The organism is Sphingopyxis sp. LC81, from assembly GCF_000756375.1.
Taxonomy (GTDB): domain Bacteria; phylum Pseudomonadota; class Alphaproteobacteria; order Sphingomonadales; family Sphingomonadaceae; genus Sphingopyxis.
This window is the reverse complement of record NZ_JNFD01000009.1, coordinates 111,328-128,420: the sequence shown is the minus strand read 5'-3', so window position 1 is coordinate 128,420 and position 17,093 is coordinate 111,328. Positions and strand designations below refer to the sequence as shown.

General features: G+C 65.0%; 13 protein-coding genes. 5 read left to right on the top strand and 8 right to left on the bottom strand.

Annotation, left to right across the window (positions count from 1 at the left end):
* Positions 1 to 79: 79 nt before the first annotated feature.
* Both FG91_RS05790 and FG91_RS05785 read left to right on the top strand, forming a co-directional pair.
* A complete protein-coding gene (locus FG91_RS05790; protein WP_037513143.1) occupies positions 80 to 961 on the top strand; it encodes a UDP-2,3-diacylglucosamine diphosphatase in 882 nt (293 codons plus the stop codon).
* A complete protein-coding gene (locus FG91_RS05785) occupies positions 958 to 2,007 on the top strand; it encodes a glycosyltransferase family 4 protein (protein ID WP_037513140.1) in 1,050 nt (349 codons plus the stop codon). The genes FG91_RS05790 and FG91_RS05785 overlap by 4 nt, the downstream gene beginning before the upstream one ends.
* Here FG91_RS05785 and FG91_RS05780 read toward each other — a convergent pair.
* Entirely contained in the window at positions 2,004 to 4,466 is a 2,463-nt protein-coding gene (locus FG91_RS05780) for a TonB-dependent receptor plug domain-containing protein (RefSeq protein ID WP_037513136.1), read from the bottom strand. The genes FG91_RS05785 and FG91_RS05780 overlap by 4 nt on opposite strands.
* A 195-nt stretch (positions 4,467 to 4,661) precedes the next feature.
* Here FG91_RS05780 and guaA point away from each other — a divergent pair, with 195 nt between their 5' ends.
* Positions 4,662 to 6,248, top strand: coding sequence for a glutamine-hydrolyzing GMP synthase (gene guaA, locus FG91_RS05775; RefSeq protein ID WP_037513133.1), 1,587 nt, complete (start codon positions 4,662 to 4,664; stop codon positions 6,246 to 6,248).
* Positions 6,249 to 6,436: 188 nt separating this feature from the next.
* On the opposite strand, the gene FG91_RS05770 is transcribed toward guaA, so the two are convergent.
* Genes FG91_RS05770 through FG91_RS05750 form a run of 5 tightly spaced genes read right to left on the bottom strand, consistent with a single transcriptional unit; the run spans position 6,437 to position 12,991 of the window.
* Complete coding sequence (locus FG91_RS05770; RefSeq protein ID WP_037513130.1) at positions 6,437 to 7,603, bottom strand: acetyl-CoA C-acyltransferase; 1,167 nt, start codon at positions 7,601 to 7,603, stop codon at positions 6,437 to 6,439.
* 2 nt (positions 7,604 to 7,605) lie between these two features.
* The gene (locus FG91_RS05765) at positions 7,606 to 8,835 is read right to left on the bottom strand and encodes an acetyl-CoA acetyltransferase (RefSeq protein WP_037513127.1); all 1,230 of its coding nucleotides are present in this window, start codon (positions 8,833 to 8,835) and stop codon (positions 7,606 to 7,608) included.
* Position 8,836: 1 nt separating this feature from the next.
* Positions 8,837 to 10,528 (bottom strand): class I adenylate-forming enzyme family protein, encoded by a 1,692-nt coding sequence (locus FG91_RS05760; RefSeq protein ID WP_037513124.1) that lies wholly within the window; start codon positions 10,526 to 10,528, stop codon positions 8,837 to 8,839.
* 1 nt (position 10,529) lies between these two features.
* Positions 10,530 to 12,026: a carotenoid oxygenase family protein gene (locus FG91_RS05755; RefSeq protein WP_037513122.1), complete on the bottom strand. Its 1,497-nt coding sequence runs from the start codon at positions 12,024 to 12,026 to the stop codon at positions 10,530 to 10,532.
* A complete protein-coding gene (locus FG91_RS05750; RefSeq protein WP_037513295.1) occupies positions 12,023 to 12,991 on the bottom strand; it encodes an NAD(P)H-dependent flavin oxidoreductase in 969 nt (322 codons plus the stop codon). Before FG91_RS05750 ends, FG91_RS05755 begins: the two co-directional genes overlap by 4 nt.
* A 119-nt stretch (positions 12,992 to 13,110) precedes the next feature.
* Between FG91_RS05750 and FG91_RS05745 the strand changes: the two genes are divergently transcribed.
* Together FG91_RS05745 and FG91_RS05740 are read left to right on the top strand one after the other, a co-directional pair.
* Positions 13,111 to 15,411: a TonB-dependent receptor gene (locus tag FG91_RS05745; RefSeq protein WP_037513120.1), complete on the top strand. Its 2,301-nt coding sequence runs from the start codon at positions 13,111 to 13,113 to the stop codon at positions 15,409 to 15,411.
* Between the two features lie 105 nt (positions 15,412 to 15,516).
* Positions 15,517 to 16,470, top strand: a complete 954-nt coding sequence (locus FG91_RS05740; protein ID WP_037513119.1) for a winged helix-turn-helix transcriptional regulator — start codon at positions 15,517 to 15,519, stop codon at positions 16,468 to 16,470.
* A 16-nt stretch (positions 16,471 to 16,486) separates the two neighbouring features.
* Here the strand turns inward: FG91_RS05740 and FG91_RS22335 are convergent, their stop codons facing one another.
* Both FG91_RS22335 and FG91_RS22330 read right to left on the bottom strand, forming a co-directional pair.
* A complete protein-coding gene (locus tag FG91_RS22335) occupies positions 16,487 to 16,903 on the bottom strand; it encodes a carboxylesterase family protein (RefSeq protein ID WP_037513116.1) in 417 nt (138 codons plus the stop codon).
* Positions 16,870 to 17,085 (bottom strand): carboxylesterase family protein, encoded by a 216-nt coding sequence (locus FG91_RS22330; protein ID WP_235211955.1) that lies wholly within the window; start codon positions 17,083 to 17,085, stop codon positions 16,870 to 16,872. Before FG91_RS22330 ends, FG91_RS22335 begins: the two co-directional genes overlap by 34 nt.
* Positions 17,086 to 17,093: the final 8 nt, after the last annotated feature.

Genomic DNA, 17,093 nt, shown 5'->3' with positions numbered 1-17,093 from the left:
GTCGCGACTTTGAATCGCAGGGTGTAACAAAACTCCTGTCTAGGCCGTGGGCAGCCAGAGGCTGCTTACGGAGTGTGACATGGCATCGATTTCGACCCTGCCGATCCCCGCCCGCTTTCCCGACCCCTTCACCACCGATCCACATGTGCCCGAACGGCTGATCGGCGAGCGGCGGAGCTATCGCACGGTGTGGGTCAGCGACATTCACCTCGGCACGCGCGGCTGCAACGCCGCGATGCTGATCGACTTTTTCGACCATGTCGATTGCGAGACGCTGTACCTCGTCGGCGACATCATCGACGGCTGGCGGCTCAAAAAGCGGCATTTCTGGCCGCCCGAACATAATGACGTCGTCTGGCGCGTGCTCAAGCGCGCGAAGCGCGGCACGCGCGTCGTCTATGTTCCCGGCAACCATGACGAGATGTGCAAGCCGTTCGACGGCTTCGATTTCGGCGGGGTCGAGATTCGCCGCGAGGCGATCCATGAAACCGCCGACGGCCGCAAATTGCTCGTCGTCCATGGCGACGAATTCGACGCGGTGATGCTGGCGCACCGCTGGCTCGCGTTCGTCGGCGACGCCGCCTACACCGCGCTGATGAAGTGCAATGTGGTCGTGAACCGCATCCGCAGCGCGTTCGGCCTGCCCTATTGGTCGCTGTCGATGGTCGCCAAGCACAAGGTCAAGAACGCCGTCCAGTTCATCGGACGTTACGAGGAAGTCGTCGCGCACGCCGCGCGCTCGCGCGGGGTCGATGGCGTCGTGTGCGGGCATATCCACAGCGCCGAGATGCGCGAGATCGAGGGCACCGAATATTATAACGACGGCGACTGGGTCGAAGGCTGCACCGCGCTGGTCGAACATCATGACGGCACGATGGAAATCCTGCACTGGGCCGAAGAGGTCGCGAGCCGTACCGCGCCGACGCCGCTGAAACTGCCCGCTCCGGCGCGTGCTGCATGAGGATCCTGATCGTCACCGACGCGTGGGAGCCGCAGGTCAACGGCGTCGTCCGCACGCTGCAGGCGACGATCGGCGAACTGCGCAGGGCGGGGCATGAGGTCGGGGTCGTTTCGCCCGACCTGTTCCGCTCGCTCCCCTGCCCCTCTTATCCCGAAATTCGCCTTGCCTTTGCCGGCTGGCGCAAGGTGGGGCGGCACATCCGAACCTTTGGCCCGCAGGCGATCCATATCTCGACCGAAGGTCCGCTCGGCATGGCGGCACGGCGCTGGTGCATCCGCAACAAATTCCCCTTCACCACCGCCTATCACACGCGCTTTCCCGAATATGTCGCGGCGCGGTTGCCCGTCTCACCCGCCTTTGTGTGGCGCTTCATCCGCTGGTTCCACCGTCCGGCGCGGCACATCATGGTCGCGACGCGCAGCCTGGCGCGCGAACTCGCCGAGCAGGGCCTCACGCAGACGATGATGTGGGAGCGCGGGGTCGATCACGAGCTGTTCCGTCCCGATCGCGCACCGCATCCCGCCTATGCGGACCTCGCGCGTCCGATCCAGCTTTATGTCGGCCGCGTGGCGGTCGAGAAGAATATCGGTGCCTTCCTCGCGACCGACCGGCCGGGTACGAAAGTCATCGTCGGCGAAGGCCCCGCGCTCGCCGAGCTGAAGGCGTTGCATCCGGAAGCCCTGTTCCTCGGCAAGCTGGGCGGCGAGGCGCTGGCCTCGGCCTATTCGGGCGCGGACGTCTTCGTCTTTCCCAGCCGCACCGACACTTTCGGGCTCGTCATCATCGAGGCCATGAGCTGCGGAACGCCGGTGGCCGCCTATCCGGTGCCGGGCCCCGGCGACATCGTGACGGGGCGCGCCGGCGCGCTCGACGAGGATCTGGGCCGCGCGATCGACATCGCGCTCGCGTGCGACCGCGCCGACGCCGAAGCGCTCGGCGCGCGGTACAGCTGGGCAAGCTGCACCGCGCAGTTCGCGAAGGCGCTGACCTTCGTGCCCTCGGAGCCGCCGCGCGACGCCATCGCCGGCGCGCGGGTCGCGGCCTAGAAGGTCTTGCGCCACTCCAGCTCGATATAGCGGCCCAAGGGGTCGATATAGCCCGGCTGGTAATTGAGCGGCACGCGGCCGTTCGCGTCGGTGATCTTGCGCTGCGCATCGAAGATATTGTCGACGGCAAGACGCAGGCGCGATCCCTTGAGGAAGGGCAGCTTTTCGGTCAGCTTCGCCTTCTGGTTCAGGTCGACAAAAAAGCGCAGATTGAAGGTCGCGAGGTCGCCGAATTTCAGGTCGCCCGCGGTGCCGCCGGTGACCGTGCTGCCGCTGTCATATTTGGCGCTGAGCCGCACGCCGAGCCCCTTGTTGAACAAGCCGCCGTCGAGCTCGAACAGATGGCGGTTGCTGCCGCCGCCGCTGCCTGTTGCCGACCCGTTTAAAAGGTCGAGTTCGGGCACGCCCGGACGGATCAGCACTTTGTCGGTCAGCTTGATCGTGTGGTAGAGCGAAACCTGCCAGCGCCCGCCCTGCGGCCCGCCGAACATGCCGCCGGGGCCGCCCGGACCGCGCATGCCCATCCGCGGGCCACCGCCGCCCCCGCCGCCACGCCGACGCCCCTCTCCGGCGCCGGATCCGCCGCCCTCGCGAGCGCCCGCACCTTCGGGACGTGCGCCACCAGGGCCGCCCGCACCGGGACCGCGCTGTTGCTGCTGGCCAAAGCTCTTGCCGAAATTGAGTCCCCAGCGGATTTGCGAATTTTCGGACCGGTCGAAATTGACCGGGCGCTGATCGAGCGCGAGCAAAACGCCGTTCGCGTCGCGCGTCACGCGGTCTGGGAAAGCCGCTTCGATCTCGGGCGTCAGCAACGGAAAGCTGTTCGTGGTGTCATAGCTTTTGTTGCTGTTGTAATTGACGGAGACGTTCAGCCCTTCGAGCATCGGCGGCGACCAGTTGAGCCCGAGCTTCAAATCGCGGCGCTGTTCGGCGAGCAGGAACGGATTGCCGCCCGTCGTCGTCGTGATCTGCACCGTCTGGCCGGTCGCAAAGTCGTAATAGGTGACCGCGGGGGTCACCAGCGGCGCGGCGCCGAGTTGCTGGATGCCGGGCGCGGCCTCGTCCTGGTTGAAGCTAGCGATCAGCGAGAGATTGTCGGTGACGCCCCAGTTGACGTTCGCGCCCCAGCTCTTGAGCGCGTCGAAGTCGCTCGGATTCTGAACCTGCCCGCTCAGCGTCAGCGAGACGCGGCCGATATTGCCGACCTCATATTCGGGATCGAGCAGCGGCACGGTCAGCGAGCCGAACACGCCCGGCAGGTCGCGCGCGAGGTCGGTCGTCGTGATGCCACCCGCATTGTCCGAGCGGCTGTCGAACCGCAGCCCCGAATAGCTGCCCGTCATCGACAGGCGGATCGGCCCCGCCCAGCCGTCGGTCACCGTGCCCGACAGATTGGCGTTGCCGCCGAACGTCTGCTGGCTGCTTTCGAACCGATCGCGGGTTCCGCTGATGCGGTCGGTAAAGGTCAGTTGATCGGCGTCGGCATAATTGCTCGACAGCGACCAGCGCCAGTCGCCGAGCATGCCGTTGACGCTGGCGGTGGTGGTGAGGTTGCGTGCGCGGCTATCGCGTTCGAGCGGGTCGTCGATGCCGCCGACGCCGGGGCCGAGCAGCGACAGGCTATCGGTCTGGTCGAACCGCACATTGACCGACGCGTCGGTCGTCTTGTTGAGACTGCGCTGGATCGTCGCGTCGATCGAATATTCGTCCGACGCACCGAGCAGGCTGCGCGCGGGGGCCTCCGCGGCTTGCGCCGGATCGTCATAATCGAGATCCCGCTCGCTTTCGAGCAGCATCGACTTATGTTCCCAGCCGGCGTTGACATTGAGGCGGCCATTTTCGCCGATCGCGAGGAAGCTCGGCTGGATCTCGCTCTGGAAACGGCCGCCCTGCGTCGGGATGCCGCCTTCGCCCTCGACCGCAATCTGGCGAAAATTGGGCTTGAGCACCATGTTGACGACGCGCTCGTCGGCCGAATAGCCATATTGCAGCGCGACTTCCTCAGGGAACACTTCGACCTTCGCGATCGCTTCGGGGGGCAGGTTGCGCACTTCGCCGAAACCGCCGATGCGGCGGCCGTTGATAAGGATGATCGGCCGCCCGCTGCCGCGACCGCGGCCCGAGCGCGTCTGCGGCGCGAGCGCGTCGAGCAGTTCGGAGACGTTCGACACGCCATAGCTCGCGATCGCCGCTTCATCGAGTTCGGTCTCGGCCTTGATGTCGGTGTCGAGTTGCCCCGCGAGGCGCGGCGCGGTGACGACGATCTCGTCCTCGCTGTAATCGTCATAGGCATCCTCGACCGTTTCGGGCGCGGCGGGCGCGGCCTCGGCCGGCTGCTCGGCAATCGCGGCGGCGGCAGGCGGGCCGATCGGCGCCTCCGCCATCGCGGGCAGCGCGAACGAGGCGCCTGCGGCGAGCAGGGCGGCGCGTGCGGAAATGGTCAGGCGGATGTTATTCATGGGGGAGAGCCTTTGTTTCTTTTCTGTCTTCGTTTTTTCTTGGGCTGACAGCGCTTAACGCCCGCTGACGCCGTTCTTTGTTCGGCGTTCATTTATGTCGCAATTGTCGCAACAATGTGTCGGGGCCATGCGGCTTCGACGGATGGTCCATATCGACCGCTGGACAGCATGGGCCTTCGCCCTTATCGGCCACCCATGCCGACTCCAGACACATCCACTCCGCCCGAATCCATCCTGATCGTCGATTTCGGCAGCCAGGTAACCCAGCTCATCGCCCGCCGCGTCCGCGAGGCCGGCGTGTATAGCGAGATCGTCCCGTTCAGCGCCGCCGAAGCCGCGCTCGAACGAATGAAGCCGAAGGGCGTGATCCTGTCGGGCTCGCCCGCATCGGTCCCCGCGGCGGGCAGCCCGCGCGCGCCGCAATCGATCTTCGACAGCGGCCTTCCCATCCTCGGTATCTGCTACGGTCAGCAGGTGATGAGCCAGCAGCTTGGCGGACAGGTCGAACCCGGCGGCGCCGATGGCGAACGCGACGGCGAATTCGGCCGCGCCTTCCTGACCGTCACCGAGCCCTGCGTGTTGTTCGACGGCCTGTGGGAAGTCGGCGAGCGCCATCAGGTTTGGATGAGCCACGGCGACCGCGTCACCAAATTCGCACCGGGCTTCCGCATCGTCGCGATCAGCGACGGCGCCCCCTTCGCGCTGATCGCCGACGACGAGCGCCGCTATTATGGCACGCAATTTCACCCCGAGGTCGTCCACACGCCCGACGGCGCCAAGCTGATCGCGAACTTCGTCCGCCACGTCTGCGGCTGCAGCGGCGAATGGACGATGGCCGAATTCCGCGCCACCAAGATCGCCGAAATCCGCGCACAGGTCGGCGACCAGCGCGTGCTGTGCGGCCTGTCGGGCGGCGTCGACAGCGCGGTCGCCGCGGTGCTGATCCACGAGGCGATCGGCGAGCAGCTCACCTGCGTCTTCGTCGACCACGGCCTGCTGCGCATGAACGAGCGCGAGCAGGTCGAGCGCCTGTTCCGCGACCACTACAACATCCCGCTTGTCGTGGTGGACGCCGAGGAACGCTTCATGGCAGGCCTCGCCGGGGTCACCGACCCCGAAAAGAAGCGCAAGTTCATCGGCGGCGAATTCATCAACGTCTTCGAGGAAGAAGCGAAGAAGATCGGCGGCGCCGATTTCCTCGCGCAGGGCACGCTTTATCCCGACGTCATCGAATCGGTTTCGTTCACCGGCGGCCCGAGCGTCACGATCAAGAGCCACCACAATGTCGGCGGCCTTCCCGAGCGCATGAACATGAAGCTCGTCGAACCCTTGCGCGAACTGTTCAAGGACGAGGTCCGCCTGCTCGGCAAGGAACTCGGCCTCCCCGACATTTTCGTCGGCCGCCATCCCTTCCCCGGCCCCGGCCTCGCGATCCGCATCCCCGGCGAAGTGTCGAAGGACCGTTGCGACATCCTGCGCAAAGCCGACGCGGTCTATCTCGACGAGATCCGCAATGCGGGCCTTTATGACGCGATCTGGCAGGCGTTCGCCGTGCTGCTGCCCGTCAAGACGGTCGGCGTGATGGGCGATGGGCGCACTTACGACCATGTCTGCGCGCTGCGCGCCGTAACCTCGACCGACGGCATGACGGCGGACATCTATCCATTCGATGCGAGCTTCCTCAGCCGCTGCGCGACGCGCATCATCAACGAGGTCCAGGGCATCAACCGCGTGGTGTACGACTATACGTCGAAACCGCCGGGCACGATCGAGTGGGAATGACCGATCCAGATCGGTCTATTTTCTCAGTTTTTACAACCACTTATAAAAGGCGCTTCACGCATTGCGCGATCGGCCAGCTTAAGAACAGAAAATATTGAAATTAATAGATTTTTCTTTGGACATTGAAGGGTCGCAAATTATTTTGACTGTACCAACGGCGAGACTTGCTCTTTCCTTGTCAAGCGAGCCTAGGCGCCACTGAGCCGTTGCACGATCATGGCTGCCCCCACACCCATAGCCCCCGTCAAGACGACCATTCCATAACGCCCGTTGCAGGCATCGAGGGCGTCGAGCAGCGCCGACGTCAGAATCGCGCCGCTGGCGCCCATCGGATGACCCTTCGCCAGATGTCCGCCGCCGACATTGACGCACGACGGATCGGCGTCGCGATCGCGGAGGAATTTGGCGATGGTGACGGCAAAGGCCTCCATGAATTCGATCCGGTCGAGATCCGCAAGGGTGAGGCCGGCGCGCACGAGCACCTTGTCCATCGCCGCGAAGCCGGCGGTCAGCGAGGCGGCCGGATCGCCGCCGCTTTCGGCAAAGGCGATCACGCGGGCGCGCGGGGCGATGCCGAGCCCATCGGCGCCAACGAGCGCGAGACCCGCGCCGTCGCAGATCGGCGGCGCGTGCGCGATGCTGTGGAGCGGCTCGAACGTCGCGCCGTCGAGCGCGCCGCCATATTGCTGCTGCAAGTCGCCGAAGGCAGGCGGCGCGGCGGCTAGCGATTCGGCCGTGGTTTGCGGCCGGATGCATTCTTCGCCGGTCAGCGCGCCGGTCACGATGCGCGAATGCTGCAAGAACGGGTCGGCGTCGCCCGCCGCGGCCTTTTGCTGCGAGGCGAGAGCAACCGCGTCGAGCTCGGCGCGGGTGATGCCTTCGGCGTTGGCGAGCCGGTCGGCGGCGAGCACCGGCGGGACAAAGCGCGCGCGGGCCGGCAGGCTGTCGTCGTCATAATAGGCCGCGCGGTCGCCCAGAAATGGGCTCCGGCTCATCGATTCGACCCCGCCCGCGAGGATGCTCGTGACTTCGCCGCTCGCGATCTTTGCGACCGCCTGACCGATCGCAGACAGCCCTGATGCACAATAATTGTTGATGCTGTGCGCCGTGGTGGTGTCGGGGAGGCCCGCATGGAGCTTCGACACCAGCGCGATATGCCCGCCCTGCGCGCCGCTTTGCGTAACGCAGCCGAGGAGCAGCGCATCGGGATTGGCCGCAACATCGCCACAGCGCGCCGCGAGCGCCGCCGCCTGCTGACGCACCAGTTCCTGCGGGCTCAGCGCGGCGAGCCCGCCATCGGGCCGCGCCTTGCCGCGCGGTGTCCGAACCGCGTCATAGAGATAGACGTCGGTCAAAATCAGACGCCGACGACGAAGCTGACCGCGGTCGTAGCGCTGCCACCGACATTGAACGTCGCGAAATTGCGCGCGCCCTCGACCTGATAATCGCCCGCGTTTCCGGTCACCTGTCGCCAGCTGTCGAGCAGCATCCGAACTCCCGTCGCGCCGACCGGATGACCGAGCCCGATCAGCCCGCCCGACGGATTGACGGGCAGCTTCCCGCCCAATGCAATCGTGCCATCCTCGACCGCGCGCCAACTTTCGCCCGGCGGCGTGATGCCGAAATGGTCGATCGCCATATATTCGGTGATCGAGAAACAATCATGCACTTCGACCCCGTCGCACGCATAAACGTCGGGCATCTCGGCGCGCTTCAGCGCATCCATCATCGCCTTGCGCACGCTGGGGAAAACATAAGGCGCGCCGCGGCTGTCCGCGACCTTGGTGGCGTAGAGCAAAGGCGCGGTCGAATGACCCCAGCCCTTGATGCGCGGAATGGAGTCGACAGAAATGCCCCGCCGTTTCGCATAGGCTTCGGCGACTTCGCGCGAGGCGAGGAAGATCGCCGCAGCGCCGTCGGTGACCTGGCCGCAATCAGACTTGCGCAGACTTCCCTCGATCAGCGGATTGACCTCGTCATTCTCGGCCAGATGATCGTGGGTGATCGCCCAGCCGCGTGTCTGCGAGTTCGGGTTCTTCTTCGCATTGGCGAAATTATTCGCCGAAATGCCGCGCAGATGCGCGTGGTCGAGCCCGAAGCGTTCGTCATATTCCTCGGCGACGCGCGCGAACATATATGGCCAGAGGTAACGCGCTTCCTGCGCTTCGCGTCCCGCCCACGCCGCGGCGCCCAGATATTCGGCGGCGCGCTGGCCCGGCACGTTGCGCATCAGCTCGATGCCGAGCACGAGCGCGAGGCCGTAACGCTCGGCCTCGATCTCGGCGGCGGCGGCGAGGATCGCGATGCTGCCCGACGCGCACGCGGCTTCGTGGCGCGCCGCAGGAATGCCCGCGAGGTCGGGGTGGACATGGCCGAAGAAGCCGCCGAGCTGGCCCTGTCCCGCAAACAGTTCGCCGACGAAATTGCCGACATGCGCGGTCTCGACTTCCTTGGATTCGATCCCCGTCGCGACGAACGCCGCCTCGGCGACTTCGCGGAACAGCTCGAACAGCCCGCCGCCCTCGCGTTCGAGGTTGCGCGCAAAGTCGGTCTGCGCGCCGCCGAGGATGAAGACGTCTTTCGCCATGTCAGGCTTCCTTTTCGAGAGTGGCGAGCGCCATGTCGCGCACTTCGCTGCGCATCACCTTGTTGGTGACGTTGCGCGGCAGGGCGTCGAAGCGGAACAGACGCTCGGGCAGTTTGAACACCGCGAGATCGTGGCCGCGGAGATAGTCGGCGACCTCGCCGATCCCCACATCGTCGGCGCCGCGCGGGACGTAGGCAAGGCCGATGCGCTCACCCATCGTCGGGTCAGGGAGCGAGAATGTGCAGGCCTCGGCGAGCAACGGATGACCGCCGAGCAGCTGGTCGATCTCCTCGGGCGAGATGTTGACCCCACCGCGGATGATCAGATCCTTGCAGCGCCCGACGAAGCGATAGAAATCGCCACCCTCGGCGATCTCGAACAGGTCGCCGGTGCGGAACCAGCCGTCGCCGGTGAAGGCGGCGGCCGTCTGCTCAGGGGCATTGTGATAACCTTCGAACAAGGTCGGGCCGCGGATCTGGAGTTCGCCCGCCGCGCCGTCCTGCTCGATCGGATCGCCGCCGCCGGGAGGCACCAACCGGCTTTCGATATTATGCGCCCGCCCTTGGCCATAGGGCGGCGGATAGGTGCCGCGCCGCGGGAACAGGCTCGCGCGCTTGTCGGGATCTGGCATGTCGCCCTCGCCGGTGATAAAGCTCATCCCCTCGTTCGACCCGAAGACGTTGACGATAATGATGCCGAGCTTTTCCTGAAAACCGCGCACCATCGCGGGCGCGAGCGGCGCCGAGCCCGAGGCGATGACGCGCAGGCTGGAGAGGTCGACCGATGCGAGCAGGGCCTCATTTTGGAGCAGCATGTTGAGCACTGCGGGCGGCGCGATCGTCAGGCTCGGCCGCTCGGTCGCGATCTGCTTGAGGTAGACGCCGGGGTCGAAGGGATGATGGAGCACCATCGTTCCCGCGCTCGTCAGCCAGCACATGGTGATGCCGCCGATGCTCGCCATATTGATGAGCGGAAACGGGTTGAGCAGCACGTCGCCCGGCCCGACCTTCATCGCCTCGTACCCCGCGCCGGCAACCGCGATCCAGTGATTGTGGCTGCGCGGTACGCCTTTCGGAACGCCGGTGGTGCCCGAGGTCCAGCAGATAGTGAAGATGTCGTCGGCGTCGACCGGGTTCGCCGCGACATGCGCCGCGAGCGCGGCTTCATTGCCCCTGACGGTCGAGAGGTCCAACGCACCGGCGGGCGGATTCGGGCCAAACGTCATAAGCTGAATGCCGTCCAGCAAGGGCTGTGCGACGCCGACATGGTCGCAGCCTTTGACCTGCGTCGCACAGACGAACGCTTTGGGCGCAACGATGCCGATCATGCCTTTCACCTCGTGGCTGCGATATTGCACCGCCGCCGGGCTGACGATCGCGCCGATCTGCGCGGCGGCGAAATAGAGCGCGACGAACTCGCTGATGTTCGGAAGCTGGACGAGCAGCACATCGTCCTTGCCGACCCCTGCGACGACCAGCGCGCCCGCGATCCGGTCGATCTCGGCCTCAAGCCCGGCGTAGGTCAGCCGCTGCGGCTCGCCGAACGCAAAGTCCGCGCGGTTGGGTGCATCGACCAGCGCCAGCCGGTCGGGATGCGCCACCGCGTTGGCGAAAAACAGGTCGGCGAAGGTCTTGTCGCCCCACCAGCCGCTTTCGCGATGCTGTCGCCGTTTGTCCTCTCCCGCGGCGATCATGTCAGGCGGCCAGCACGCTGTTGTCGCCCATGCCGATATCGTCGCCGGACGCCCAGACGGTGTGCGTTCCCGAACAGATGCGCTCGGGCAGGATGATCCGGCACACCGGCCCCGCCGCGACATTCTTGGCGTCGATCAGCACGCATTCGGATTTGTCGGTTTCGAGGTCGGCTATGAACGAAACGAGGTAGCCGTCATCCTCATCCTTCGCATCGATGCGCGGCGCGAAGGGCGCCTCGCTGCCGAAGCGGCCGGGGCCGAATTCATAGGATTCGCTCGTCCGTGCATTCAGGTCATGCTTGACCAGTCCGCGGAACAGGAACCAGCCGGGCTCGGGGATCGCGCTATACGCGTAACGATAGGGCTTGCCCGCATAGCGGTGGTTGAACATGCCGAATTCAAGGTCGCGGTCGTCGAGCCGCTCTTCGACCGTCTCGCCGGTCTTGAGGTTGAAGCGCCAGCGATGGAGGCGCGGCTTGAGCAGCCCCTGATCGAGATAGGCCATCATCCGCTCGAGCCCTTCGGGCGCGTTCGGATAGGATTTCGGCATCGGCTCTTCCTGATAATAGCCGTCGAGGATGATTTCGTCGCCTTCCTCCCACGCGTTCAGCCAGTGGAGCGTGTAGGTCGGCTCGGCCGTGAACCAGCGGATGTCCTCGGGCTGGCCGTGGCGCGGGATGATCGCAAAGCGCGTCTTTTCGTCGGGGTGGAATTGCACGACGTGCAAATTTCGTTCGAGCAACTCCTCGTTCCAATAGAGCGGCATGTCGTTGAGGATCGTGTAGTTTTTGGTGAACGCCATGTCGTGCGGCAGGCGCGGCCCGGCGAGCGGGATCGGGATATAATGCTTGAGCTTATTGTCCGCCCCGACGACGCCATAATGCATGTAGGGCGCGTGCTTCGAATAGTTGAAGAACATCAGCTCGCCGGTCGCGAGGTCCACCTTGCAATGCGCCGAAATGCCGTCGAGCGGCACCCAGCTTTCGGTGCCGAACTGTTCGAGCGTGAAGGGGTCGAGCCGATAGGCTTCGCCGCACTGATAGAAGGTCGAGATGATCTTCCCCGCGTGGATCGCGACGTCGGTCGACGACGAATCCTTCAGCCACTCCTGCGCGCCCCAGCCGTGGCGCGTCGACTTGTGCGGCGGCTCCATCAGCCCCGCCCACAGCGAGCGGCCGGCTTCCTTCTCCGCCTCGAACCCCTTGGTGCGTACAAAGCGGCTGCGATAGCTGGCGCGCCCGTCCTTGAACGAGATCGAATGGATGAAGCCGTCGCCGTCGAAGGGATGATAGCGGCCGATAGGCTCGTGAATCTGGTTTTCGCCGGTGCGCACGTAAACGCCGTCTATGTCGGTCGGGATATTGCCGATCACCTCGGCATCGCCATTGGCGAAGATCGCGTTCCATTCATTGTAAGTCGGGCGCCACGCGCCCTTCATATAGGGGTGGTCGTTCGGCTGGATCGTCGATGCGATCGTCTCGACAAGCTCTGCGGTCATGCGATGACTCCTTCGGCGGGGGCAAATCGCGGCCTTGCGGCGGCGGCATCATATTCGGAAACGAGGCGATCGACGATAGTCGTGACGGGTTCGACACCGCGCACCGCGCCGACCCCTTGCCCCGCGGACCAGACATTCTTCCACGCCTTGGCATCGTCCTGCGCGTCGGAGAAGTTGGGGCGCTTGTCCTCGGGCATGTTCGCGGGGTCGTATCCCGCGGCGATCAGGCTCGATTTCAGCCAGTTGGCGGTGACCCCGGTGATCCCCTTCGACGGCACGATGTCCTCGGCGCCCGCGGCGACGACCATATCCTTATACCCCGGCACCGCCATGCTCTCGGCGCAGGCGATCAGCGACGTGCCGAGATAGGCGAAATCGGCGCCCAATATTTCGGCGGCACGGACGGCATGCCCCGTCGAAATCGCTCCGCCGAGCACGAGCGGCCCATCCCAGAACTGCCGGACCTCCTCGACAAAGGCGAAGCCCGCGGTCGCACCAGTATGTCCGCCGGCGCCCGCGGCGACGAGCACCAGCCCGTCGACCCCGGCGGCGGCGGCCTTGCGCGCGAAGCCGACCGAATTGACGTCGGCGAAGACGAGCCCGCCGTATGAATGGATTTCCTCGACCACCCGCGCCGGGCTGCCCAGCGCGGTGATGACGAGCGGCACCTTGTGCCGCACGACGCAGGCGAGATCGTCGGGAAGGCGGCTGTTCGACGGATGGACGACCAGGTTGACCGCCCACGGCGCCGCCTCGGGATCGTTCGACAGCGCCGCATCGATCCGGCTCACCCAATCCTCCAGGTCGGCAGAGGTGCGCGCATTGGGCGCAGGGAAGCTGCCGATCACGCCGGCCCGCGATGATGCGATCACCATCTCGGGTCCCGACACGAGGAACATCGGCGCCGCGATCGCGGGCAGGCGCAAATTGCGCGTTAGCGCTGGTGGAAGGCCGTGTCCCGGCAAGGTCAATCCTCTCTCAAATTATCTAACTTGCATAGTGATACTTAAAGCCCTTATGAGTCGCAAGGCAAGAAAAACATCGCGGCGGTGGTCGCCAAGACGATGGTGCGTGGGAGGACCCTATGAAGAGCTATTTTGTCGCGCTGCTTACCGCATCTGCACTCGCCAGCCCTGGCATCGCTTTCGCTCAGGACACAGCGCCTGCCCCCGAATCCACCGAGGATCAGGGCGGGCTCGAGGAAATCATCGTCACCGCGCAAAAGCGCGCCGAGGGACTTTCCGACGTGCCGATCTCGATCTCGGCGGTCAGCGGAAAGCAGGTCGAAAGCTATGGCCAGACCAACCTCGAACAGATCAGCTCGTCGGTCCCGAACCTCAAGATCACCCAGACCGCGATCGCCAACCGCATCGCGATCCGCGGCATCGCCTCGGGCGACAACAAGGGGTTCGAACAGTCGGTCGCGATGTTCGTCGACGGCGTCTATTACGGCCGCGACCAGCTCTCGCGCCTGCCGTTGATCGACATGGAGCGCGTCGAGGTGCTGCGCGGGCCGCAGCCGACCCTGTTCGGCAAGAATGCGATCGCCGGCGCGGTGAACATCACGACGCGCAGCCCGACCGACGAGTTCGAGGGCTCGGTGACCGGCCTCTATGAATTCAATCACAAGGAATTCCAGCTCAACGGCGTGCTGTCGGGCCCGCTGAGCGACGGCGTCGAAGCGCGTGTCGTTGGCTATTACCGGACGATGGACGGCTATTTCTATAACCAGAAGCTGGACCGCGACGAGCCGAGCGTCGACGAGAAATATGTCCGCGGCAAGATCGAGTTCGACAAGGGTGGGCCGTTCGCCGCCGAGCTCAAGCTCGAATATGCCGATTTCGAGGCGAAGGGGCAGCCGCGCGACGTGTTCGGCGCGGTGGGCAATTACAACACGGTGTTCCAGGGGCCTTTCTTCGTCAGCACGAACCCCGATTATGTCCGCGAGGACAATGGCTATGAAAGCCGCAACAAGGTGTTCGGCGCGACCCTGAACGCCGACCTCGAAGTCGGCGAGCATACGCTGACCTCGGTCTCGTCGCTGCTCGACTACAAGACGCGCGAAATCGTCGACGTCGATTTTTCGGGGATCAGCTTCCTCGACGGCACGAACCTGCGCGAGGATTATCGCCAATATTCGCAGGAACTCCGCCTCGCCTCACCCGGCGGCGAAACGTTCAACTATATCGGCGGCGTCTATTATCAGCATGCGAAGCTCGACGTGCAGGACTTCACGCGGTTCAACCCGACCTTCCTCGCGCTCGGCGCGCCGTTCAGCGCGCTCGGCGACACGCGCAACGACCGCGACTATACCCAGAAATCGGACCTGATCTCGGCCTTTGCGCAGGGCGAACTATCGGTGACCGACCAGCTTCGCATCACCGCTGGCGCGCGCTTCAACCATGAGAAGAAGAGCGGGCGCCGCACGCTCGCGATCGTCAAGGGACCGCTCAGCACCGCGCCGTTGCCGGTCGTCACCGCCGTGTTCCGCGCGCTCAATATCGAGGCGCACAGCGTCTCTGGCAAATTGAGCGAGGACAGCTTCAACCCGATGGTCAACGTCCAGTATGACGCCACCGACGATTTGATGCTCTATGCGTCCTTTGCCCGCGGCACCAAGGCGGGCGGCTTTGACATCCGTTCGAACTCGTTGCCGGGATCGACGACGGTGGCGAAGCCCGGCGCGTTCATGTTCGAGGATGAAAGCGCCGACAATTTCGAAGCGGGGCTGAAATACAAGGGACGCAATATCGCGTTCAACCTGTCGCTCTATCGCACCAAGTACAAGGATCTGCAGGTCAACATCTTCGACGGCACGCTCAATTTCAACGTCCGCAACGCTGCCGCCGCGACGACACAGGGGGTCGAGGCCGATTTTCGCGCCGCGATCGCCGACGGGCTGACGATCAGCGGCGCGGTCGCCTATCTCGACTTCAAATTCACCAACTTCACCGACGGCCAGTGCTATTATTTGCAGGTGCCGGGGCCGAACGGCTTCTGCGACTATTCGGGGAAGCGCAACGCGCTCAGCCCCAAATGGTCGGGCAACCTCAATCTCGACTATACGACGCCGGTGACGAGCGATTTGAAGGTCGCGTTCAACGTCAACGCCGACTTCTCCTCCTCCTATATCGCCGCGGCGAACCTCGACCCGCGCACCCATCAGGATGGATATGTGAAGCTCGGTGCGCGGCTCGCGCTGGCGCAGGTCGGCGATCGCTGGGAAGTGGCGCTGATCGGTCGCAACCTCACCAACCAGCGCATCCTGCAGACCGGAAGCGCGATGCCGCTCGCTACGACGATCACGCGCGGCGCGGGCAACGCCTATAATGGCATCGTCGACCGGCCGCGCACGATCGCGGTGCAGCTGACCGGGCGTTTCTGATGGCGGGCGGGAGGGCGGAGGCTCCGCCCTCCCCCTCCCGGCGCACGCCTTGTCGATGCACCCGTCCTGGTTTAGGGGCATGGCGACGCAAGGGATGGCTTTGGCTTGAAACACGACCGCACGATCAGGGCCTGTTCGATCTGGCGCGCGCTGGAGGTGGTCGGCGACGTTCCCGTCCTGCTTATCATGGAACAGGCGTTTCTGGGCGTGCATGGCTTTGACGAATTCGTCGCGCGCACGGGGCTTGCCCGCTCGGTGGTCAACGGCCGCCTCAAAAAACTGGCCGAGGAAGATTGCCTGACCAAGCGGCCCAAAAAGGGCGGACGCGGTTACCATTATATGCTCACGTCAAAGGGGCGCGACCAGTTTCCCAACGCGCTGATGATGCTGCGCTGGCAGCACAAATGGGAAGCGGCGAGCCGCGATTTCCAGGTCCGGCTCTATCACGCCACCTGTGGCAGCGCGACCGAACCGGTCCCGGTCTGCCATTGCTGCCGCGCCGAAATCGACCCACGCGACGTCGCATGGCGCGAGGGGCCGGGCCTGGTCCAGGTTACCCCCGCCTATGAACGTCGCCGCTTCTGCGGCGATGTCGGCGGCCGCCGGCCGGGCGGGCGCCCGCTGGTCGACACGATGATCGAATTGTTCGGCGACCGCTGGGCGACCTTGGTCGTCCGCGCGATGTTCACCCGCATCAACCGTTTCGACGAGATTCAGCGCGATACGCTGATGGCCACAAACATCCTGACCGGCCGCCTCGACCGCCTCGTCAAGCAGGGTATTTTGCACGCCGTGCCCTATTCGGCGCACGCGGATCGCTTTGACTACCGCCTCACCGAGAAGGGCCGCGACCTCTACCCCGTGATCCTCGCGCTCCTGCAATGGGGCGACCGCTGGTTTTCCGACGAGCGCGGGCCGCCGGTCCTATTGACCCACACCCCATGCGGCAATGATCTCAAGATGGTCGTTGCGTGCAGCCATTGCGGCGACGAGCTTGCCCTGGGCAACAGCTCATTCGAAATTCAGGCGACCGGGCATCGCGCAAGCGGAGAATGTTAAGCTAAGGATAGGGGTGTCAGCCGGGTCCATCGGGACCGACAAGATCGAGCCTGTCCGACCATGGATCGTTTCCAGACCGCGCCGCGCCATCGGGGGCGAAGTCCATCACCTCGCCGCCACGAAAGCGGGGCCAGGCGGTGAGGCCAGGCCCGTTCGGATCACCGGTTTTCACGAAGTTGACGACATAAGCGCTGATGGTTCGGGCGATCGCCCTGTCCCCGGCGGTCGTCGCCGGACCATATTTGGTCGCGACCGTATCCAGAAAATAGGGGATCTCGCTCGCGTGCGCCTCGCCCTTCGACCCCGCGCGCACCGACTCGGCCACATAGGAAAAGCGATAGTGATAGGCGGGCTGCGCGGCCTCGGCGGCGCGTCCGGCGACATAGCGCGCCGGCTCGATCATGAACCTGTCGCCGCCAACCTTGAGCGCCACGTCGAAAAAGCTGCCGTCGCCCAGACATTGACGGTCAGACAGTCTTCCGAGGGCGGCGTGCCGAAGGGCGCGGCATCGCTCGGGAACGGCAGCTGCATGCAGTCGTGCCCGAAGGCGGTCGCACCGCGAACGCCTGCCCAGGGAATGACTGGCTGCGGCGCACGCCAGCGGAGCTCGCCCACTGGGGGAG

Bases quoted from the DNA above. Each gene is read 5' to 3' on its own strand.
- FG91_RS05745 (WP_037513120.1), top strand. From the start codon at position 13,111: ATGAAGAGCTATTTTGTCGCGCTGCTTACCGCATCTGCACTCGCCAGC.
- guaA (WP_037513133.1), top strand. From the start codon at position 4,662: ATGCCGACTCCAGACACATCCACTCCGCCCGAATCCATCCTGATCGTC.
- FG91_RS05755 (WP_037513122.1), bottom strand. From the start codon at position 12,026: ATGACCGCAGAGCTTGTCGAGACGATCGCATCGACGATCCAGCCGAAC.
- FG91_RS05760 (WP_037513124.1), bottom strand. From the start codon at position 10,528: ATGATCGCCGCGGGAGAGGACAAACGGCGACAGCATCGCGAAAGCGGC.
- FG91_RS05765 (WP_037513127.1), bottom strand. From the start codon at position 8,835: ATGGCGAAAGACGTCTTCATCCTCGGCGGCGCGCAGACCGACTTTGCG.
- FG91_RS05790 (WP_037513143.1), top strand. From the start codon at position 80: ATGGCATCGATTTCGACCCTGCCGATCCCCGCCCGCTTTCCCGACCCC.
- FG91_RS05785 (WP_037513140.1), top strand. From the start codon at position 958: ATGAGGATCCTGATCGTCACCGACGCGTGGGAGCCGCAGGTCAACGGC.
- FG91_RS05780 (WP_037513136.1), bottom strand. From the start codon at position 4,466: ATGAATAACATCCGCCTGACCATTTCCGCACGCGCCGCCCTGCTCGCC.